At 60.5% G+C, this 18,937-nt stretch carries 21 protein-coding genes; 8 read left to right on the plus strand and 13 right to left on the minus strand.

Features of this window, described 5'->3' with window-relative positions:
* The first annotated feature begins 60 nt into the window (after positions 1-60).
* Positions 61-648: a TetR/AcrR family transcriptional regulator gene (locus tag JFT58_RS05005; RefSeq protein WP_054897053.1), complete on the plus strand. Its 588-nt coding sequence runs from the start codon at positions 61-63 to the stop codon at positions 646-648.
* Here the strand turns inward: JFT58_RS05005 and JFT58_RS05010 are convergent.
* Positions 632-1,987 (minus strand): MATE family efflux transporter, encoded by a 1,356-nt coding sequence (locus tag JFT58_RS05010; protein ID WP_054897052.1) that lies wholly within the window; start codon positions 1,985-1,987, stop codon positions 632-634. The two genes, JFT58_RS05005 and JFT58_RS05010, sit on opposite strands and share 17 nt — an antisense overlap.
* Before the next feature lie 19 nt (positions 1,988-2,006).
* Positions 2,007-2,579, minus strand: a complete 573-nt coding sequence (locus JFT58_RS05015) for a DUF2239 family protein (protein WP_054897051.1) — start codon at positions 2,577-2,579, stop codon at positions 2,007-2,009.
* Between the two features lie 525 nt (positions 2,580-3,104).
* On the opposite strand from JFT58_RS05015, the gene JFT58_RS05020 reads away from it, so the two are divergent.
* The 3 genes from JFT58_RS05020 to JFT58_RS05030 are packed head-to-tail and all read left to right on the plus strand — an operon-like array spanning position 3,105 to position 5,422.
* On the plus strand, positions 3,105-3,623 hold the full coding sequence (locus JFT58_RS05020; RefSeq protein ID WP_082423389.1) for a PAAR domain-containing protein: 519 nt from the start codon (positions 3,105-3,107) through the stop codon (positions 3,621-3,623).
* Positions 3,620-4,318: a VRR-NUC domain-containing protein gene (locus JFT58_RS05025; protein WP_054897050.1), complete on the plus strand. Its 699-nt coding sequence runs from the start codon at positions 3,620-3,622 to the stop codon at positions 4,316-4,318. The genes JFT58_RS05020 and JFT58_RS05025 overlap by 4 nt, the downstream gene beginning before the upstream one ends.
* Before the next feature lie 15 nt (positions 4,319-4,333).
* Positions 4,334-5,422, plus strand: a complete 1,089-nt coding sequence (locus tag JFT58_RS05030; RefSeq protein ID WP_054897049.1) for a DUF3396 domain-containing protein — start codon at positions 4,334-4,336, stop codon at positions 5,420-5,422.
* A 63-nt stretch (positions 5,423-5,485) separates the two neighbouring features.
* Here JFT58_RS05030 and JFT58_RS05035 read toward each other — a convergent pair whose 3' ends face one another.
* Positions 5,486-6,133, minus strand: coding sequence for a nicotinamidase (locus JFT58_RS05035; protein ID WP_054897048.1), 648 nt, complete (start codon positions 6,131-6,133; stop codon positions 5,486-5,488).
* Between the two features lie 222 nt (positions 6,134-6,355).
* Positions 6,356-7,129, minus strand: a complete 774-nt coding sequence (locus JFT58_RS05040) for an L-iditol 2-dehydrogenase (RefSeq protein ID WP_054897047.1) — start codon at positions 7,127-7,129, stop codon at positions 6,356-6,358.
* A gap of 254 nt (positions 7,130-7,383) precedes the next feature.
* Here JFT58_RS05040 and JFT58_RS05045 point away from each other — a divergent pair, with 254 nt between their 5' ends.
* The gene (locus JFT58_RS05045; protein ID WP_054897046.1) at positions 7,384-8,331 is read left to right on the plus strand and encodes a helix-turn-helix domain-containing protein; all 948 of its coding nucleotides are present in this window, start codon (positions 7,384-7,386) and stop codon (positions 8,329-8,331) included.
* Here JFT58_RS05045 and JFT58_RS05050 read toward each other — a convergent pair.
* Positions 8,313-9,125, minus strand: coding sequence for an aminoglycoside phosphotransferase family protein (locus tag JFT58_RS05050; RefSeq protein WP_054897045.1), 813 nt, complete (start codon positions 9,123-9,125; stop codon positions 8,313-8,315). The genes JFT58_RS05045 and JFT58_RS05050 overlap by 19 nt on opposite strands.
* 212 nt (positions 9,126-9,337) lie before the next feature.
* On the opposite strand from JFT58_RS05050, the gene JFT58_RS05055 reads away from it, so the two are divergent.
* On the plus strand, positions 9,338-10,288 hold the full coding sequence (locus JFT58_RS05055; RefSeq protein WP_032872109.1) for a nucleoside-specific channel-forming protein Tsx: 951 nt from the start codon (positions 9,338-9,340) through the stop codon (positions 10,286-10,288).
* 14 nt (positions 10,289-10,302) lie between these two features.
* Positions 10,303-11,334, plus strand: a complete 1,032-nt coding sequence (locus JFT58_RS05060) for a purine-nucleoside phosphorylase (protein WP_054897044.1) — start codon at positions 10,303-10,305, stop codon at positions 11,332-11,334.
* 150 nt (positions 11,335-11,484) lie between these two features.
* Here JFT58_RS05060 and JFT58_RS05065 read toward each other — a convergent pair whose 3' ends face one another.
* From JFT58_RS05065 to JFT58_RS05090, 6 genes are all read right to left on the minus strand, one after another.
* A complete protein-coding gene (locus tag JFT58_RS05065; RefSeq protein WP_054897043.1) occupies positions 11,485-12,444 on the minus strand; it encodes a quinone oxidoreductase family protein in 960 nt (319 codons plus the stop codon).
* Positions 12,445-12,472: 28 nt separating this feature from the next.
* Positions 12,473-12,646 carry a DUF1427 family protein gene (locus JFT58_RS05070; protein ID WP_014718843.1) on the minus strand — a complete coding sequence of 58 codons (174 nt, stop codon included), beginning with the start codon at positions 12,644-12,646 and terminating at the stop codon, positions 12,473-12,475.
* A gap of 69 nt (positions 12,647-12,715) precedes the next feature.
* Complete coding sequence (locus JFT58_RS05075; protein WP_054897042.1) at positions 12,716-13,492, minus strand: AraC family transcriptional regulator; 777 nt, start codon at positions 13,490-13,492, stop codon at positions 12,716-12,718.
* A 114-nt stretch (positions 13,493-13,606) separates the two neighbouring features.
* Positions 13,607-13,777, minus strand: coding sequence for a putative metallothionein (locus tag JFT58_RS05080; RefSeq protein ID WP_019816816.1), 171 nt, complete (start codon positions 13,775-13,777; stop codon positions 13,607-13,609).
* Positions 13,778-13,865: 88 nt separating this feature from the next.
* Complete coding sequence (locus JFT58_RS05085; protein WP_003191976.1) at positions 13,866-14,321, minus strand: DMT family transporter; 456 nt, start codon at positions 14,319-14,321, stop codon at positions 13,866-13,868.
* 4 nt (positions 14,322-14,325) lie between these two features.
* The gene (locus JFT58_RS05090) at positions 14,326-14,814 is read right to left on the minus strand and encodes a DMT family transporter (RefSeq protein WP_014718846.1); all 489 of its coding nucleotides are present in this window, start codon (positions 14,812-14,814) and stop codon (positions 14,326-14,328) included.
* A gap of 119 nt (positions 14,815-14,933) precedes the next feature.
* On the opposite strand from JFT58_RS05090, the gene JFT58_RS05095 reads away from it, so the two are divergent.
* Positions 14,934-15,866: a LysR family transcriptional regulator gene (locus tag JFT58_RS05095; protein ID WP_054897041.1), complete on the plus strand. Its 933-nt coding sequence runs from the start codon at positions 14,934-14,936 to the stop codon at positions 15,864-15,866.
* Positions 15,867-15,942: 76 nt separating this feature from the next.
* On the opposite strand, the gene JFT58_RS05100 is transcribed toward JFT58_RS05095, so the two are convergent.
* Together JFT58_RS05100 and JFT58_RS05105 are read right to left on the minus strand one after the other, a co-directional pair.
* Positions 15,943-17,262 carry an Nramp family divalent metal transporter gene (locus JFT58_RS05100; protein ID WP_003191984.1) on the minus strand — a complete coding sequence of 440 codons (1,320 nt, stop codon included), beginning with the start codon at positions 17,260-17,262 and terminating at the stop codon, positions 15,943-15,945.
* A 42-nt stretch (positions 17,263-17,304) separates the two neighbouring features.
* Positions 17,305-18,858: a DUF726 domain-containing protein gene (locus tag JFT58_RS05105; RefSeq protein WP_198834307.1), complete on the minus strand. Its 1,554-nt coding sequence runs from the start codon at positions 18,856-18,858 to the stop codon at positions 17,305-17,307.
* Positions 18,859-18,937 lie beyond the last annotated feature (79 nt).

The following is an 18,937-nucleotide window of genomic DNA, read 5'->3' on the forward strand; positions in this document are numbered from 1 at the left end:
ATGTGGCAAATCATGCTTCGCATACGCAACGTATGTCAATCACTTAGCCAAGAGACGCCCATGAGCCGAGCCCGAGCTGAAATGATCGAAGACACCCGCGCCCGCCTGATAGCGAGCGCGCGCCGGGCCTTCGCCACCCAAGGCTATGCCAATACCTCGATGGATGACTTCACTGCCCGCGCCGGCCTGACGCGCGGTGCGCTGTATCACCACTTTGGTGACAAAAAAGGGCTGCTGGCGGCGGTGGTCGCTCAACTCGACAGCGAGATGGACGCGCGCTTGCAACGCATCTCGGAGCAGGCCGTAGAGCCTTGGAGTGGTTTTTGCGAGCGCTGCCGGGCCTATCTGCGCATGGCCCAGGACCCGGAAATCCAGCGCATTGTATTGCAGGATGCACCGGCGGTACTGGGCGACACAGGCTCCCAACAACACTGCGTGGAATCCTTGCGTCAATTGCTGGAGGCCCTGATGCAAGCGGGTCTGATGCCTACGGCACCCAGCCACGCACTGGCGCAGTTGATCAACGGCAGCCTGGTCAATACCGCGTTGTGGATTGCCCGGGATGAACACCCGGGCACACGGCTGGAGGAAGGCTTGCAAGGCCTGAAGCTGCTCCTGCAGGGGCTGAGCCTCACACCAACCGTTTGATCTGCTTATGCCGCCACACCAGGCGGTAATAGGCGATCTGCAACACCAGCATCGCCAGGTAGGTCACCGGAAATGCCATCCACACTCCTTCCAATCCGAAGTGGGCGTTGAACAGATAGGCCATTGGCAGTTCTACGCCAAGCACGCAGAAGATCGAGATCGCCACCGGCATCAGCACCACGCCGCTGGCGCGCATGATGCCGCCGATCACCGCCTGGAAGCCGAATACCAGAATGCTCCAGAGCATGATGTGCAGCAGGTGTTCGGCCCGTACCCGTGCGCTGTCGTCGGTGATGAACAGGCCCAGCAACCAGTGGGACAGCCCATAGCCGAGCACGATCAAGCCACCGGTGAGGCACAGGTTGATCACAAGCCCCGTGCGCAGGATCGGCCCGATACGCTCCAGGCGCCCGGCGCCAATCGCCTGGGCGCCGAGGATCGAGGCGGTGATGGCAATCGACAGCGCCGGGAACTGCACATAGTTGACGATCTGCGTCACCGCGCCATAGGCCGCCGTGGCCTGGGAACCGTGGCCGTTGACCAGGGCCAGGATGACCAGCTCCGACAGCGATAGCACCACCATCTGCAAGCCCGTCGGCAGGCCGATGCGCAGGACTTTGCCGAGGACGACGCGGTCCAGGCGCAAGGCGGCAAGCAACTCGCGGTCTGGTGCCATCACGTGTTTTTTGTGGCGCAGGCGCAGGACCAGAAACAGCATCGCCAAAGCGTTACCTACCAGCCCCGCATACACCGCACTCTGGATGCCCATGGGCGGCAGGCCGATCCAGCCGCGAATCAGCGCAGGCGTCAGCAGCAAGCCCACCAGGGTCGAGACCATCAATGCCAGCAACGGCGAAATCGTGTCGCTGACCCCACGCAACAGTTGGGTATAGAGGATGAACACCAGCAGCAACGGCATGATCAACATCATCATCTGGGCGTAGCCCACGGCATTGTCGAGCACATCCACCGGCGTGCCCAACGCCTGCAATGCCGGGCGCGCAAACAGGCTGCCCAGCACGGCGGCCACTAGGCCCACCAAGGCGCCCAGGGTCAGGGTGGCACCGGTAATCACCTTGACCATTCCGGTCTCCTGGGCGCCCCATGCCTGGCCGATCAACACCGAGGCGCCCGCCCCCAGGCCGATCACCAGGGCGATAAAGAAAAACACGATGGGAAACATCCCCGACACCGCGGCCAATGCCTGGGTGCCCAGCATCTGGCCAACGTAAATGCCGTTGAGGGTGCCGGAAAAGCTTTGCAGGAAATTGGACAGCACCATCGGTGCCAGGAACAACAGATAGATTTGCCACAGCGGGCGTTGCTGGGTGACGTCCATGAAGGTCTGAGCCCCTTGATTATTGGACTGGGAAGGCATTGCGCGACAGCCAGGCCAGGTAGGTGCGCACGTCCGTCGGCCAGTGCGCGATACTGTTCGAGAAGCCGTCCCTGTCCTGGGCAAACAGCGCACGCGAGGCGTCTTCAAAGCCCGGCAGATTGCCGCCAATCGCGCTCATGAAGCGATAGCTGGCCTCCTTGGCCTGGCGCAATTGATCAGCGCTGGCATGAGCCATACGCGCTTCATCCACCAACCGGCGCAAGGCAGCCGACGCACCACCACGCTGCTGGCCGAGCCACTCCCAATGACGTGGCAGCAATGTGACTTCCCGGGCGACGACGCCCAACTTCGGGCGGCCTACCGAGGGCGTTGCGGGTGGCTCGTCGTCGCTTTCGGCCTGGGGAGGGTGCGGCGCGTGACCTGCTGGCCACGGATAATCGACTTGAGTGCCCGTGGCGTCATCGAAGACCAGGAAGCTACCGGCTGGCAAAGCCTGGGCGACAAGGGACTCGGCCACATCGACATAGGTCCCCGCGGCGATGCATTGATGACCTGCGAACGCAGTGCAGAGGGAAAGGGTGTGCGTGGTCATCTTTTATTACCCGGATTTTATTTGTTTTACCCGGATAATATTAGGCTTAATTTGCCGACTTGCAAGGATCTTTTGCGGGCGCGATCTGCTTGTGGCACCTCGACCTAGGTGAACCTCTCTGGTCCCCCTGCTCCAGCAATCGCCGGACCTGCATCGATGGAAGCAAAACAGCGGACGCAGGTTGATATCTCCCTCAATGCACTCACCGGTAGTGAGATGAGCGCCGGGGAACCATCTTTGAATATCCCAATTGTCATTCCCTTACTTGCGAATGCATAAGAATGTAGAGCGTAAAGAATCAATACCCCGCAATCATGTAGGAGATTTTTCTTTTCTTTGACAGGTACTTCCCGTTCGCGGTTAAGCATCTTGTAGTTAATCGGAGGAATAGGAAAAGTACGCCACGCGCCACTACCGGCGAACGATCAGACAAGGAACGAGTATGGCGATTGATATGCTTGCGAAGCGTCTCGTTAATTCAGCGCACTTTCTTGATCTGCAGCCACTTTCCCGAGGTTCGGCACTATGAGTGGAAAGCCCGCCGCCCGCGTTACTGACCCTACGACATGTCCAATTCCGGGACATGGTGTCGCCTCCATCATCGAAGGTTCTCCTGACGTCTTCTTCGATGGTTTGCCCGCAGCGCGCCAAGGTGATCCATCTGCTTGCGGGAGCCCGATCAGTTCGGCCGTATCATCGACAGTTTTTATCAATGGAAAACCTGCCGCAACGCTCGGCAGTGTGGGTGAACATGGCAACGTGATCATCGGTGGATCGGGTACTGTGATCATAGGCGATCAATTCACACCGCCCCCACTCAGCCCCATGGTGCCATTGGGCAGTTCCAATACCCATTACTCTGGACGCTTTCAACTCATAGATCAGGAAACCGGAAAACCTATCGTTGGCCGCAAGGTAAAGGTTTGGTCGAGTGCCGGTTGGAACGCGCTCGACACCACGAATAGCGAAGGCATGACATCGTGGATTAGCCATGCTGCGTCAGAGTCTATCCATATTGACTTGATGCAGGAAGGCGAAGAATGAATGGGCAACCCAGCCTTTCTCAGGGGGGCATGAGCCCAGACGGAAAGATTAACCCTGTGGGCATTCTGAAACCGAAGCTCGATCCCCAAGACAAGAACGTACTGTGCTCGGCAATTTGCTATTGCAGCGGCACGCCCAACATCAGCCAAGATGGCAAGCATCTCAAACAGGCCTGCGTGGCCCAGCGCCTTGGGGAGCTTGACGAGATTCTCCAGAGGCGCAGTCCGTATAAGCAAGTCAGTTACGACATGACCAAGCGACCACCACGGCCAATCCTCGACAGCCAAACGGGGAATAGCCCTCATGGCTGGATACCGGGCTGGATCAACAAATATTGGAATGACGACCCAGAGCATCCACCGTTCAAACCCGGGAAAGGGATGATTCGCCGGCCCGATGTGGTGATCGTCAAGGACGCCAGCAAGCCGCCAACTCAGGACAACATCAAGCAAGTGGTGGAGATGAAGTTTCCACCTGACCCACCGAAAGTGGAGCAGGCGCAGGATTATGCGAACATTGCTGGCAACAAAAACAGGGTTGTTGAGATGACATCTACCGAATGCGACTGTAGCCAGCAAAGTCAGCAGTCCAATGTGCCAGTGGAGCAGCTCGGGTGGGCTGCAGCCATCGCAGGGGGGATGATGTTTATCCTGACGCGTGGCCGCTCCCCTCGACCAATGACCCCCGCTTACTAATTCGGAGGAATGCCAATGGAACCGGAATTCAATGTGGCCGAAGAACTTGCCAAGCAACCACATCTGCTGGAAATACCCGGCCACTTGCTCATGAAGTGCGGACGCCAGAACTATATCGGCGCGGTGCTCTGCCTGCGCGGGACGCTTTATTTCAAGGATGCACACACACGTTTGGTACGGGAGGCACTGTGCCAGTGCTTTGACGACTTCAAGCGCTTGGCTGAGCCCTACCTCACTTGGGTCTGGCGCGAAGAGCCTCCTCAGGGTAAACCACTTTCAGCTTATGCCGATGCAAAGCCATTACGCGACATGATGGAAGTAATGGATGAGGATGACCTTCTCAGCTTCTACTACCTCAGTGGCAAACAATCAAATGACGCCAGCGCTTGGCTCTTCAATGTGTGTGGTACGCGAGGATGGAAGGCAAAGATGGGGGATGAAATAAGCACTCTGGAGTTCTCAGTACCGCTTCTGTACCAAGAGCAAAACCCACTCAGCTTCCTGCGTTTGTACCTTGACTCAGCACGCCGATTGGCTCCAGAACAGGGTTACGCGGGACATGCCTTCAACCTTTCCGTCACCAACCGGGACGGCAACGAACCTACTGAAGCCTTTATGGCGGCACGCATGCCTGGTTTGGATGTGGGAACAGCCGGTCTACTGGCTAATATCCCCGAGTTCAAACCTACAAAAATCAAGACGGTCAGTTGGCTGACCTTGCTCGACCAAACTCGCCTGGAGTTGGTTGGCGGCCTGGAAGGATTACGTACGCAGCTACCCTCCAGCCATTTTGCCTTCTATGACTACGGTAGCGGCGTAGTGATCCAGGCCGGCGCATACCCCTACCTTGGTGGTGATGCCGAGGATCCGAAGCCGGCCGCCTACGTAATACTGAACCATGTACTCAAGGGCATTCGCTACGAGACGGTGGGTTCATTGCACGGCGGCTCTCATAACGGCGAGTTGCGGCTGGTGGACTGGTCGGCTGACCAGTGGCTCAAGCGCTTGGATGTGGATACAGGCGACATCCCCAGCTGGCATGCCAAGTTACTTCGCGACGAACCCTGCCTGGATGCTACAAATACTCTGCCAGGGCGCTTATAGACGCGGCGTAATTCACCTGCTCGACCGCCAACTGACAGAGGCGATGGCCTCACCGGAATCTGCTTAACGCGCGACCACCACGACCAATTCTTCGCGGGTGCGACTGATGTGTGCACCAGCCTTGAGCAATTCGTCGACAGCCTGTACACCGCCCTCCTCGCTGATGCCTCGGCACGCCGGCAAATGCAGGACCACTTGCAATCCGGCTTTGAGCAACTGCAACGCAGTGGTCTTGACGCAATAGTCCAGCGCCAGCCCGCCCACAATCACGCGGGCCACGCCGTGGGCCTTGAGGTACTCGATGACGCCGGTGGACAGTTTGTCGTGCAGGTCGTGGTAACAGGCGCCGTAGGGGTGCAGGTCGGGCTCGACACCTTTCCAGATGAAGTAGTCGTAGTCATAGGGCGTGGGCAATTCATCGAGCAGGGTGAACCCTTCAGTACCCGGCACGCAGTGGCTGACCCAGGTCACATCGGCATGGGCCAGGCCGGTGGGTTGCAGCATCTCGCTGTGCTGCGCAACCACCCAGGGTGCGTGGGGGGTGTGGGCGTCCTTGCTGCCGATGCGGTGGCCGGCGAGACTGGCCATGTAATTGAGTTCGGCACCAATGCCGTCGCCACCGGCCACTGGCAACTCGTTGGGACACAAGGGCGTGAAGCTCTTCTGGGCGTCGACGTCAAATGAAGCGATGGCGGCTTTCGAAAGGCTCATGGTCGTTCTCGGGTGGTCTGCACGTACGACCGCCTCCGGGCGAGCGTAGAAATCTTGAAGTATGGGACAGTTTACTGCGGGGATCGATGCGTTGCTGACTTACCCTATTCTCAAGCACGCTGAAGTTCAAAGGTGGGAGCTGGCTCGCCTGCAATGACGGGAGTGAATCCACCAACGCTATCGCAGGCAAGCCAGCTCCCACAGTTGGGTCAGCGTTAACTGCTAGTTCAGCCAATTGCCGCCATCAACGTTATAGGTCTGGGCCACCACATAGTCGGCGTCCGTCGACGCCAGGAAGATCGCCATGCCAGCCAGGTCTTCAGCTGTGCCCATCCGCCCAAACGGCACCTCATCCCCTACGCGCTTTTTCTTCTCGCCAGGCGCCAGCCCTTCATGCCTGGCGAACAGCGCATCCACCCCATCCCAATGCTCGCCGTCCACCACACCGGGGGCGATGGCATTGACGTTGATGCCCTGCTTGATGAGATTCAAGCCCGCCGATTGCGTCAGGCTGATCACCGCCGCCTTGGTCGCGCAATAGACCGCCACCAACGGCTCGCCTCGCCGCCCGGCCTGGCTGGCCATGTTGATGATCTTGCCGCCATGCCCCTGGTTGATCATCTGTCGGGCTGCGGCCTGCAGGGTGAACAGGGTGCCGGCGACATTGATCGAGAACAGTCGTTCAAAGCTGTCGCGGGTGATGTCGATGATGGGGGCCAGGTCGAACAGGGCGGCGTTGTTGATCAGGATATCGAGCTTGCCGGCGTGGCTCACCACCGTGGCGATCGCCGCGTCGATGGAGGCTTGGTCGGTGACATCCATCGACACCGCGTAAGCCTTGGGCCCCAGTTCGGCGGCGGTGGCCTGGGCCTGCTGCAGGTTGATGTCGGCGATGGCCACGGTGGCGCCTTCAGCGATGTAGGCCTGGGCGAACGCACGGCCAATGCCTCGCGCTGATCCAGTGATCAGCGCGCTTTTGCCTTCGAGTCGTTTCATGGGGGGTCCTGTAAAGGTTATTGCCGGTAGTCGGTGAACACCGCCGAGAACAGCTTGCCGACCTTTGTTGTGGAGCCTCGATTACAGCAGCTTGACCTGCCGCCTCACAAACGGCTGGCGAATGCGCGGCTGATACTTTTTTAACCTGAGGCACAGGATCAAAAAAGTATCAGCCTCAGGCGAAACCAGGGCTAGCGCAGCGATTGCCAGTGCGGGTATTTTGGGAAAATTGCACCGCCACAAGAGGCAGCACCATGCCCGTCAGCCCCGCCACCCTGTTCGAGCATCGCCCTGCCGAGCTTGAGGTGATCCTGACCGAACCGGAACATGGTTTTCGCTGGTTCGAACATGACTATCCCTATGAACTGGCACGCTGGAACCACCACCCTGAATTCGAAATCCACCTGATCCGCCAAGGCAGTGGCAAGCTGGTGGCGGGCGACTATATCGGTGCATTCAGCGCCGGGCATATCGCACTGATCGGCCCTGGCCTGCCCCACGACTGGATCGGTGACCTGGCCCCGGGCGAATACCTGCACGGGCGTGATGTGGTGCTGCAATTCGACGGCGCCGCCCTGCTCGCTCTGCGCACCACCCTGCCTGAGCTCGGTGATTTACAGTCACTGTTTGCACGGGCGCGACGGGGCATCGAATTCACCGGCGAGACCGCAACGAGCGCGGCACGGCTGATGGAGGCCATCGGCTGCGCCCATGGGCTGCAACGCCTGGCCCTGTTCCTGCAATTGCTCGACACCCTGAAGAACGCACCGCCTGCACAGGCCAATACCCTGGCCAGCCCGTGCTACGCACCGACCCTGGATGCGCGCAGCGCCGAACGTATCAACAAGGCGCTTGACTACCTGATGCGGGAACTGACCGGCGATGTACGCCTGTCGGACATCGCCCGGCAACTGGACATGAGCGAACCCGGCTTTTCGCGGTTTTTCAAGCGCAACACCGGCCACGGCTTTATCGACCTGATGCGCAAGTTCCGCGTGCAGCGTGCCTGCCGCTTGCTGTTGCACAGCCAAATGTCAGTGGCGGACATCTGCTTTGAGGTGGGCTACGCCAACCTGTCGAATTTCAATCGCCACTTTCGTATCGAAATGCACCAGACGCCGAGTGAGTACCGGCGGCAGGCCGCACTTCAATTATTCACCCCGGTTACCCATCACCCGCCGCCTTACTCGCCCGCCCCTTGAGCCAGTGCCTGCTGTGCCAGACGGGCAACCTGCAACTCAATCATGGCACGCTCGCGCTCCTGGTCTTCCAGAAACCAGGCGGCAGACAACCCGGCATGAGCCACCACCCATTGCAACAAACGCGGACGTGAGAGGCCGGCCGCCAGGGCGATAACCCCAACCTGGCGGCTGAAACGCAGTGGATCGCTACTGGTCGGCAAGTCCGGATTGCAGATCAGATTAGCGTAATCGTAACCGCGCTCGCCCATCACCCGCTTTGGATCAATCGCCAGCCAGCCACGAGGGCCAAAGTCGAGGATATTGTCGTGATGGCAATCACCGTGCAGTACCACAACCTCCTGTTGCGCAGCCAGCAATGTCCGGGCCGTCGCCGCGCAGTCGCGTAAGGCACCGCCCTCCTGTTCGGCGGCGTGCCACAAGGATCTGAACCACTCATCCAGCCCAACCAACCCTTCGGGCGGCGACACACGAGGCGCATGCAGCCGGGCCAGGGTTGCGCAGGCGATCTGGCTGGCTTCGTCGTCCTGACCATTGAGGGCCATGCGCATCAAGGAACCTGGGCCCGTGGCGCGTTCCATTAACACTGCAGTGTGGTCATGGGCGAACACCCGTGCCGCACCGTCACCGGCCCACCAACTCAGCAGGCGGCCGCCGAGTTTTTCCTCAGGGGTATGAGCAATTTTCAACATCGCCGGCACGCCCTTCCAGCGGACCGGCAACAGGTGGCTGCCGGGTGTGACGATAGGCTCTCCATCGGCACTCAGCTCCCAGGCACGCAGGTAGTGTTCGAACATCAGATTCCTCCACAGGGGTGACGCATCAGGATGACAGAAATCCCACTGTTTTCCTGACCAAAGCGTCGGCTAATTGCTCTTTTTTCTAGATAGTTCAAGCCATTGACCCAAGTTGGTACAACCTGTGCAAACGTTTGCGGAACGAACTTGACCGCCAAGTTCACTCCTCCCCGTCTAATCGGGTTTAAACCGCGTAAGAATAAGGACTTTCAATGCACCCCACCTCAAAGCCTCGTGCTGGTCTTGGCGTTTCGTTGCTACTGGCTGCCGTTACGGGAGTACTCAGTGCACCCATTTTGGCGCAGGAAAAGCCCGTGGATGACTCAGCACAGGGCGAAACCCTCAGCCCTGAAGCCAACCCCCCGGCGAAAAAAGGCGTGTATCTGTCCGAGTGGTTTAACCAGGACCTCACGCTGATTGGCAGCAAAGACATCAGTTTCGGCCCCAAGCCTCAAGATGACGTCTACCTGGAATACGAGTACTTCGGGCGCAAGGGCCCCTTTGAGTTGTACGGCTATATCGATGTGCCGAAGATCCTCACCATCGGTAACAGTAATGACAAAGGTGTGTGGGACCATGGCTCGCCGGTGTTCATGGAGCATGAACCGCGGATCTCCATCGACTACCTCGCAGGACGCAGCCTGGCAATTGGCCCATTCAAGGAATGGTATGTGGCCTTTGACTGGATCTACGACCACGGCAGCCGCAAGGAAAACCGCGCCAACACCCTGTACAGCGGCCTGGGCACCGATATCGACACCCACTCGCGAGTCAACCTGTCGGCCAATTTCTACGGGCGCTACCAGTGGGAAAACTACGGCGCCAGCAATGAGTATTCCTGGGACGGCTACCGAGCGCAGATGAAGTACATCGTGCCCATCGGCAAGTTCGACAACGGCGCCTCGCTGACCTACATCGGTTTCACCAACTACGATTTCGGCTCGGACCTGCACAAGGACAACCCGGCGCGCACCGCCAACTCCCTGGTGGCCACCAACGTATTGCTGTACTCGTTTACCCACCTGCGCTTTACCCTGGTCGGTCGTTACTTTCACAACGGCGGCAACTGGGAGGATGGCAGCGAGTTGAATTTCGGCGAAGGCAACTTCCGCGCACGCTCAGACGGCTGGGGTTACTACGCTGGCGTGGGCTATCAATTCTGATCAAGGAGCTGTAGATGAACGCATTGACCCGTGTCTCGCTGGCCGTCGGCCTGGCCCTATTGCCTCACGTGGTGCTGGCGGATAACCCGCCACTGATCAAACCCAAGGTGATGCTGATCACCATGTTCGCCCCCGAGGCGCAAACCTGGATCGACCGCCTCGAGCTTAAACAAGAGGTACGCGTTCCGGGCTTGTCCGCCGAATATCCCGTGATTCGCTGCAACACCCAAGACGTGTGCCTGCTGGTGACCGGCATGGGCCAGACCAACGCTGCCGCGTCTACCCTGGCCCTGGCCTTGTCGCCTAAGTTCGACCTGCGCCAGAGTTACTTCCTGATCGCCGGAATCGCCGGTATCAGCCCCAAGCACGGCACCATCGGCACCGCCGCCTGGGCTCATTACCTGGTGGAGTTCGGCACGCAGTGGGAGCTGGATTCACGGGATGCACCCAAGGACTGGCCGACGGGCTATATCGGGATCAACACCAAGGGCCCCAACGAAAAACCACCGTTGGACTACAAGACCGAGGTGTTTGAGCTCAACCAAAAGCTGCAAGCCAAGGCGTTTGCCTTGTCGCACAAGGTGGAGCTGACAGAAAGCACAGAGTCCGCCGCTTGGCGCAAACACTACCCCGCCGCCCCGGCCAACCAGCCGCCGCAAGTCACCCGCTGCGACACCCTGGCGGGCAACACCTGGTTTTCCGGTACCCGGTTGAGCGAACGTGCCGAAGTCTGGACCAAGTTGCTCACCGACAACAAAGGCGAATACTGCACCACCCAACAGGAAGACAACTCCACCTACGAAGCGCTGCTGCGCGCCAGCCGCGAAGGCTTGGTGGATATCCAGCGTCTGGCCGTGGTGCGCGCAGGTTCCGACTTTGACCGGCCTTACCCTGGCTACAGCGAAGTGGACAACCTGCTCAAGTATGCGGACCAGGGTGGGTTTGTACCGGCGCTGGAAAACCTGTACCGCACGGGCAACCCGTTGGTCCAAGCGATTGTGAAGAACTGGTCGGCGTGGGAAAAAGGCGTTCCCGAAGCCGAATAAAGATCAACACTGTGGGAGCGGGCTTGCTGTGGCGAGCAAGCTTGCTTGCGCTGGGGTGCGTAGCGCCCCCAAAAAAGCCGGCTCCAGCTGCGCTATCGAGCGGGAGCAAGCTCCCTCGCCACAGCAAGCCCGCTCCCACATTTCTATCCATCAGGGCAGGAAGATGATTTTGTCTGGGCTGCCGTTGTTCACTTCTGCATAGCACTGAACACCCTCCGCCAACGCCACTTCACGCAACCCTGTAGGCAGCGGCAACAGGCCTTCATCAAAGAAGCGCCCAAACGCCTCCAGCATCACCGCGCATTGTTCGCAGCTATAGAGCAAAGAGTTGATCCCAACCACCGACCCGCCCTTACGGTACAGCGCCAGGGCCGGTAACTGCACATGGCCGTCAACCGGTGCGGCGATGATGGCGATGCGGCCGAACGGTGCCAGCCCCGCCACCGCGGCAGGCAGCCAGAAACCGGTAGTGTCAAAGATCACGTCGGCGCCGCCCTTGAACACGGCCTGCACTTGCGCGCCCAATTCCTCCGGCTTGCCCAAGGCAATCGCCTCCAGCCCTTGGGCCTGCAACATCTCGAGCTGATCGGCCTTGCGCACGGCCGCCAATACCTGCGCACCGCGTATCTTCGCCAGCGCCAACGCCGCACTGCCGACCGCGCCGTTGGCGCCGATCACCAGCAAGCGCGTGCCCTTGCCAACGCCGCTGCGCTCCAGGGCATCCCAGGCGGTGGTATAGGGCACACCGAGGCTGGCCGCCTGGGCAAAGCTCAAGTGCGTAGGTTTGTACGCCACGCCCTTGGCTGACACGCGCAGGTATTGGGCATGGGAACCGTCAGCGAAAAAACCCAGGTCACGACCGGTGCCCCAGACCTCCTGGCCGAGCAATGCCTGCGGGCCTTCCACCACCACGCCTGCGAAGTCACGCCCAGGGATGCGTGGCAGCGTGGTGTAGGGGAAACGGCCAAGCACGTTTTTGACGTCGCTGGGGTTCAGGCCCGCCGCGTTGACCTTGACCAGCACTTCGCCGGCAGACGGTACCGGCATGGGCACCTCCACTAGGCGCAGGTGGGCGAGGTCGCCGGTGTCGGTAAATTGCAGTGCGTTCATAGAGGGCATCCGTGGAAGGAAAAAGGGATCAGGACAACCAACCACTGACCAACTGCCGCGCCATGGGCCAGAGCTTTTCGCCGAGCAGCATGCCCATCAGGCCGACCAGTGCGATAGCGGGCGGTGCAGGCGAGCGGAAGTCCAGCGCGCCGTAGATCACGCCGACAAACAGGCCGATGGCCAAGGAAATCAAATAGCTCATGAACGCTGCGCCCGGTTGATTGATGGGCTCAGTCTAGTGCGCGTCTACCGTGGGTATCGGCCAAGTGCTTCAGGATTTCGGCCAACCCCTGTACTGCGACGGCGATACTCCCAGTTCACGTCGGAACATGTCACTGAAGCTACTGGGCGAATAGCCCAGGGTGCGCGCTATGCCGCTCACCGAATGGCCCTGGATCAACTCCGCCGCCGCCGTAGCCAACTGCACCTGACGGCGCCACTGGGCAAACCCCATGCCCAGGTGCTGCTGGAACAACCGCGCCAGGGTGCGCACGCTGGCGCCCGCGGCCTCGGCGTGCTGCTCGAACGGGATGTCCAGGGAGGGCGACGTCATGACGGCCTGGCACGCATTGATCAGCCGACGATCAGCCGCCACCGGCATGGCGATGCGAATAGGCGAGCGCCGTGCGCGTTGCAACTCCAACAGGGCCAGGCCTACGACAGCCTCGTAATAGGCCGCATCGCCGTGATCGCCCTGCTCCACCAATGTCACGATCAACTCACGCAACAAGCGGCCCACTTCTATGACCTGCACCTGGCTGTCCAGCGTCGCTGCCAACGCCGGGCGCAGGTAGATATTGCGCATCTGCAAATCGGAGACCACGCGAATCCCGTGCTCCACCCCCGGCGGCAACCACACCGCACGCTGGGGCGGCACCACCAGCGCTTCGCGGGGCGTCTCGACCCACATCACACCGCTCATCGCGTAGAGCAACTGGCCCCAATCGTGACTGTGCGGCTCTACGTACAACCCACGCGGGTAGGTACGCGCCAACGGCTGCACGGGAACGGCGAGATCACTGAGGTCGGGGGGCGCGGCCAGGGCCATGGCGGGTACACATCAATCGGGTCGGGTGACCATGGTAAAGACTGGTCGCCGGCAAACGAACTGTTTTTACTCATCCTGCAGGCACCGGGTGGCCGGGCCTGCAGGTCAATCCTGTCAACCGTGGGCTGACTTGGCGCATTCGCAACCCGTCGCCGCCGCGCAGGGTTCACCATGAGCATGGTGCTCGGCACAGCCCTGGCAGCAATAGCCCTTGCCGTCTTTCATTATTGCGTCAGCGCCCAATACACATTTGCAGTGAGGGCAAGCACAGGTTTGATCTGGCATGGTCAGACTCCTTTTTCATGGTCGTCCGATGCGGCGAGCGCCGCACCTTAAGCAGTGACCCTGGGCAAGCAAGCATGGTTCAGCGCCGTCAGTCGGCCCGGCGGCTATTACTGCGGTACATGAACACCAACGCCAGGGCAAGCAATAGCATGGCGAGGATACGGCTGCCCGACAGCTCGATCGCCGGGTTGCCCAGCCAGCCAAAGTTGTCGATCAGCATGCCCATGCCCAGTTGCCCGACAATCACCGCCACCGTGGCGACGGCTGTGCCGACCACAGGCACTGCGCCGACCATCACCATCATGTACACCACGCCAAACAGGGCACCGGTCAATTGCCACTTTGGCACCTCCAGCAGGCTGACGGCCTGGGCCGGTTCGAAGAAAAATATCAACAGCGCCGTGGTCAGCGCGCCCACCGCGAAGGTCAACAGACTGCTGCGCAATACCCCCACCGTCTGGCCCAGACGCCCATTGATAGCGGCCTGCACACTCAGCACCGCCCCCGCTGCAATCACCACCACCAACAACATAAACAGATTCATCGTCTTAACCTCGTGCAATCAGAACCAGAGCCGCCACAATCAACGCCAACGCGATCCAGCGCTCGCCATTGACCCGTTTGCGCGCCGTGCCGAACCAGCCGAAGTGGTCGATCAACACACTCTTGCCCACTTGGCCCGAGAGGATCGCGATCATGGTCATCGCGATGCCGATGTGCGGTGTGGCCAGGGTCAATACCACCACGTACATCGGCCCCAGAAACCCGCCGATCAGCTGCCAGCGTGGCAGTTGCGTGAATGCTGGACCCTTTTGCGGGCCGCTGAACAGCAGCAGTAAAAACAGAATCGCCGTGCCAACGCCAAAGATGCTCAACGTCGCCCACAAATGCCCGACCTGCGCGCCCAATGGCCCGAGCAACCCGGCCTCCACCGACAGGCCCATCCCCGCCAGAATCACCAACGGCAACAGCAGCAGCCGTAGAAGGTTATTGCTCGGCCTGGCCTGCGCCAGGCCTTCGGTAGAACGTGCCTGCATACATCACCCGTGTATCAAGAAAGGAAAAACATGGCGCGCATTATCCGGTGGCCGTGCTGTGCGATAAATGGGAGTATGCGGACAACACCTTTGCGCAAAACGCACAGCCTGGAGAGACGATGCAGGGCTTGAATGAACTGAGTTTCAAGGCGCTACGCCTGTTTGTGGCCGTGCTGGACCAGGGCAGCTTTTCCGAAGTGGCCCGCCGCGAAAGCCTGGCGCCCTCCTCCATTTCGCGGCAGATTCAACTGATGGAACAGGCCGTCGGCCAGCAATTGCTCTACCGCCATACGCGTGCCGTCAGCCCCACCGAAGCCGGCCGCCTGCTGGGCCGTCACGCACGCTTGCTACTCGAGCAGTTGGAGACGGCTAACCAGGCCCTGCAGGAGCAAGACAGCGAACCCAGCGGCCTGGTGCGCATCAACGCGCCCATGGCGTTCGGCCAGCGTCACCTTTCACCCTGGCTGGGAGGGCTGTGCCGGCGCTACCCGAAGCTGCAACTGGATATCCAGCAGACCGACACCTTCGTCGACCCGCTGCAAGACGGCACCGACCTGCTGTTTCGTATCGGCGTGCTCAATGACTCGGGCATGCAGGCGCGCATCTTCGCGCCGCAACGCTTTCGTATCGCAGCCAGCCCCGCCTACCTGGCCCAGCATGGCACGCCGCGCCACCCCGACGAACTGGCCCACCACCACTGCCTGGCCTACAAAGGCATCACCGGCCAGCAGCGCTGGTTCTTCCGCCGCGGCCAAGGCGATTGGACCCCCTACAGCGTCAGCGGCCCCATCACTGGCAACCACGCCGACACACTCACCCACGCCGCCGAACAAGGCCTGGGCCTGGTGGCGTTTCCGTCCTGGCTGATTGGCGAAAGCCTGCGCGCCGGCACCTTGCAGGCGGTGCTGAGTGAGTATGAGGTCGCGACAACCCTGGAGCCCCAACAGATCGCCGCGTTGTGGCCGGGCAGCCGCAGGCTCTCATTGAAGGTGCGCACGGTGATCGACTATTTCGTGGAGTGTTTTGGGACGGTGCCGTATTGGGATCGGTGAGTGTGACCGCCCCCTGATGGAGCGCAAACTGTTCGAAGGCGGTGTTGAGAAAACGAGCACATGACTCAACCCTAGCTCAGAACAACCACTGCCCGATCAACCACGCATTCGCCCCACTGATCACCGCGAACAGAAACCACGCCAGCAGCCGCGTGGGCAGCCGGTTGACGAATGGCCCCATCAATTGCTTGTCGCCAGTCATGCGGATCAGCGGGTACAGCGCAAAGGGCAACTGCAGGCTCAGGACCACCTGGCTGAGAATCAGCAGCTTGCCGATGGCATCATCACCCATCAGCCATACACCTAGAAACGCCGGGATCAGCGCCAGCCCACGGGTAATCAGGCGGCGCTGCCAGCAGGGTATGCGCAGGTTGAGGTAACCCTCCATGATCACTTGGCCGGCAATGGTGCCGGTAAAGGTCGAACTCTGGCCCGAAGCCAGCAAGGCGATACCGAACAGAATGCTGGCGAAAGCACCGCCGACCAAGGGATCGAGCAGGTGATAGGCGTCCTGGATCTCCACCACATCGGTATGGCCGGTCTTGTAGAAGGCTGCAGCCGCCAGCACCAGGATGGCGGCGTTGACCAACAGCGCCAAGGCCAGGGAGCCGATGGTGTCGATACGCGCCAGCTTGACCGCGTCCTGTTTGCTCGCCAGGTCCTTGCCGATCAGGCGGGTCTGCACGATGGAGGTGTGCAGGTAGAGGTTATGGGGCATGACCGTCGCGCCGAGAATACCGATGGCCAAGTACAACGGCGCCGCATCGCTGATAGCCGACAGTGACGGAGTGAAGCCACTGAGCACGTCGGGCCAGTAGGGTTTGATCAGCACCAGTTCGATGAAAAAGCACACGCCGATGGTGGCGACCAGCGCCAGCATGATCGCTTCCAGGCGGCGAAAACCACGATTTTGCAGGGCCAGGATCAACAGCGTATCGAAAGCAGTGATGACAATGCCGGTGGTCAGCGACACGCCCAGCAACAGGTGAAACGCCAGGGCGCAGCCGAGCACTTCGGCAAGGTCTGTGGCGATGATGGAGATTTCCGCCAACACCCATTGGGTACGAGCAGAGCGCTGGCTGTAGCGCTCACGGCACAGTTGCGCCAGGTCCTTGCCAGTGGCGATACCCAGCCGTGAACACAGGCACTGCACCGCCATCCCCGCCAGGCTGGCCAGCAGCACCACAAACAACAGGCTGTAGCCGTAGCGTGAACCGGCTTCAATGGCCGTTGCCCAGTTGCCGGGGTCCATGTAGCCGATGGAGATCAACAGGCCGGGGCCAGCGAACATCAGCACCCGTTTAAAAAACGAGGCCTTGGGATCAACAGCGACAGAGCCGGCCACTTCCGGCGGGCAGAACGGGGCGGTAGCGATTTTCGGCAGGCTGAATTTCACGCGGTATTCCAGGCAAATACACAAGACTTGAGCAGCAGCTTATCAGTCGGACGCGACCGTGCGCATCAGCGTGTCTCGCGGCAGGTCAAACGCTTCCACCACTTGCACCACCAGCTCCAGTTCCTGGTTAAGGGCCTCGCGCTCCATGCGCTGGCGAATCACGCCGATCACCAGTACCGCCAGGGTGGTGATCGAATATGCCGGGCCGGAAAACGCTCGCACCCCGCTGACCAGCAACATCGCCGCAGCCAGCGCCTGGCCCACCACCGGAATCGCCGTGGCCGCACCGCGCCGCAGGATAAACCCAGTCAGCCCGGCCAACGCCGTGCCGCTCAAGGCGGTGGTGGCCGAACGCCCCAGATCGAAACGGTTGAACAGCCCCTGCTCTTTTTGTGCAGCCGCCTTGAGCTCGGCCTCGAACGCCTGGCGATCAGCGCGACTGAGTTTGTCCTTGTACTGCTCGATCAGTGTTTCTGCGACCTGCCCTTCGATCTCTGCCAGCGCCACGTGCTCAAGTGGCTGGTCGAACTTGATGCCCAGGCGTTGCGCCACATCTTCGGCAATCTGGCGATAGCCCACGCCATGGCCACGGGCCAGGTTCATAAAGCTATCACCGCCCATGCGCTGCAATTCAATGGCCAGTTTCAACGGCTCGCGCACACTGGCATCAATCGCGGCACTGCGCTTTTGCGCCATCAGTTCGGCAAGAAACTTCAGCTCCTCCGGCCGCGCTTGCACCAATGCCGGGTACAGGTCCACGTCCGCTTCGGCAAAACGCACTTCACTGCTGCGCGAGTCCACACGGATCATGCCGCGCCGCTCCTGCAGCAAATCGGTGTACTGCACCACCGTCTTCAACTGCGGCCAATAGGCGGCATGATCGAAGCTGGCCAGGTGCACATTGGTGACCTTGGACTTGAGCGCGGGCGTTACGTCAATCGCATAGCGGCCAATGCAACGCTCGGTATCGGGTTTCATGGCCAGCGCCCAGTCCTTGCTGGAGTGGCAGTTGATCAACCGCCCCTTGAGCGGCGCCGACACATCATCCCAGGGGCTCGATGTACAAATCGCCCCGCCCATCAACAACAGGTTATCGAGCGGCAGTTCGCGAGCAATCTCGGGGCTGGCCAGCAAGCTCTTGACCAGGATACGCGCGCCCAGGGAGTGGCCGATCAGGTTGATACGCCGTACCGGCAGCGACTGGTCGTGCAGGTAGCCGGCCAGCTCTGGCAATAACGTCTTGGCCACTTCATCGACCCGTGCCTCGACACTTTTGTAATGGTCGAGAAAATAGGCAATGGCCTTGCCCACGCCCACCGTCGCCGCGCCCAGGCCGCCACCGCCGAGCAGCGAGGCGAGCACGTCCTTGAACGGTGCAAACAGGTTTTCCAGAAAATGCCCCGCCGGCCAGAACAACATCAGGTTGGTCGACCCTTCGATACCGGCCAGTTGCTCCTTGAAACTGCCCAGTTGCTGACGGTTGAAGAATGCCGAATAACCGTGAACATAGAGATTGAGCACATCCCCCTGGGGCTCGCCACACAAGACGAACGTGGGTTTGCGGGTGCGGTGCATTTCATCCCACTGGTGTTGCATGGGGCGGTGACTCCTGGCGGAAGGGATGGCGATAGTAACAAACAGAGCCGACAAGGAAGGTGAATCCTGACCAGCGTTC

It is taken from the genome of Pseudomonas sp. MF6767, assembly GCF_016405475.1.
Lineage (GTDB): Bacteria > Pseudomonadota > Gammaproteobacteria > Pseudomonadales > Pseudomonadaceae > Aquipseudomonas > Aquipseudomonas paracarnis.

Bases quoted from the DNA above. Each gene is read 5' to 3' on its own strand.
- JFT58_RS05005 (WP_054897053.1), top strand. From the start codon at position 61: ATGAGCCGAGCCCGAGCTGAAATGATCGAAGACACCCGCGCCCGCCTG.
- JFT58_RS05010 (WP_054897052.1), bottom strand. From the start codon at position 1,987: ATGGACGTCACCCAGCAACGCCCGCTGTGGCAAATCTATCTGTTGTTC.
- JFT58_RS05015 (WP_054897051.1), bottom strand. From the start codon at position 2,579: ATGACCACGCACACCCTTTCCCTCTGCACTGCGTTCGCAGGTCATCAA.
- JFT58_RS05020 (WP_082423389.1), top strand. From the start codon at position 3,105: ATGAGTGGAAAGCCCGCCGCCCGCGTTACTGACCCTACGACATGTCCA.
- JFT58_RS05025 (WP_054897050.1), top strand. From the start codon at position 3,620: ATGAATGGGCAACCCAGCCTTTCTCAGGGGGGCATGAGCCCAGACGGA.
- JFT58_RS05030 (WP_054897049.1), top strand. From the start codon at position 4,334: ATGGAACCGGAATTCAATGTGGCCGAAGAACTTGCCAAGCAACCACAT.
- JFT58_RS05035 (WP_054897048.1), bottom strand. From the start codon at position 6,133: ATGAGCCTTTCGAAAGCCGCCATCGCTTCATTTGACGTCGACGCCCAG.
- JFT58_RS05040 (WP_054897047.1), bottom strand. From the start codon at position 7,129: ATGAAACGACTCGAAGGCAAAAGCGCGCTGATCACTGGATCAGCGCGA.
- JFT58_RS05045 (WP_054897046.1), top strand. From the start codon at position 7,384: ATGCCCGTCAGCCCCGCCACCCTGTTCGAGCATCGCCCTGCCGAGCTT.
- JFT58_RS05050 (WP_054897045.1), bottom strand. From the start codon at position 9,125: ATGTTCGAACACTACCTGCGTGCCTGGGAGCTGAGTGCCGATGGAGAG.
- JFT58_RS05055 (WP_032872109.1), top strand. From the start codon at position 9,338: ATGCACCCCACCTCAAAGCCTCGTGCTGGTCTTGGCGTTTCGTTGCTA.
- JFT58_RS05060 (WP_054897044.1), top strand. From the start codon at position 10,303: ATGAACGCATTGACCCGTGTCTCGCTGGCCGTCGGCCTGGCCCTATTG.
- JFT58_RS05065 (WP_054897043.1), bottom strand. From the start codon at position 12,444: ATGAACGCACTGCAATTTACCGACACCGGCGACCTCGCCCACCTGCGC.
- JFT58_RS05070 (WP_014718843.1), bottom strand. From the start codon at position 12,646: ATGAGCTATTTGATTTCCTTGGCCATCGGCCTGTTTGTCGGCGTGATC.
- JFT58_RS05075 (WP_054897042.1), bottom strand. From the start codon at position 13,492: ATGGCCCTGGCCGCGCCCCCCGACCTCAGTGATCTCGCCGTTCCCGTG.
- JFT58_RS05080 (WP_019816816.1), bottom strand. From the start codon at position 13,777: ATGCCAGATCAAACCTGTGCTTGCCCTCACTGCAAATGTGTATTGGGC.
- JFT58_RS05085 (WP_003191976.1), bottom strand. From the start codon at position 14,321: ATGAATCTGTTTATGTTGTTGGTGGTGGTGATTGCAGCGGGGGCGGTG.
- JFT58_RS05090 (WP_014718846.1), bottom strand. From the start codon at position 14,814: ATGCAGGCACGTTCTACCGAAGGCCTGGCGCAGGCCAGGCCGAGCAAT.
- JFT58_RS05095 (WP_054897041.1), top strand. From the start codon at position 14,934: ATGCAGGGCTTGAATGAACTGAGTTTCAAGGCGCTACGCCTGTTTGTG.
- JFT58_RS05105 (WP_198834307.1), bottom strand. From the start codon at position 18,858: ATGCAACACCAGTGGGATGAAATGCACCGCACCCGCAAACCCACGTTC.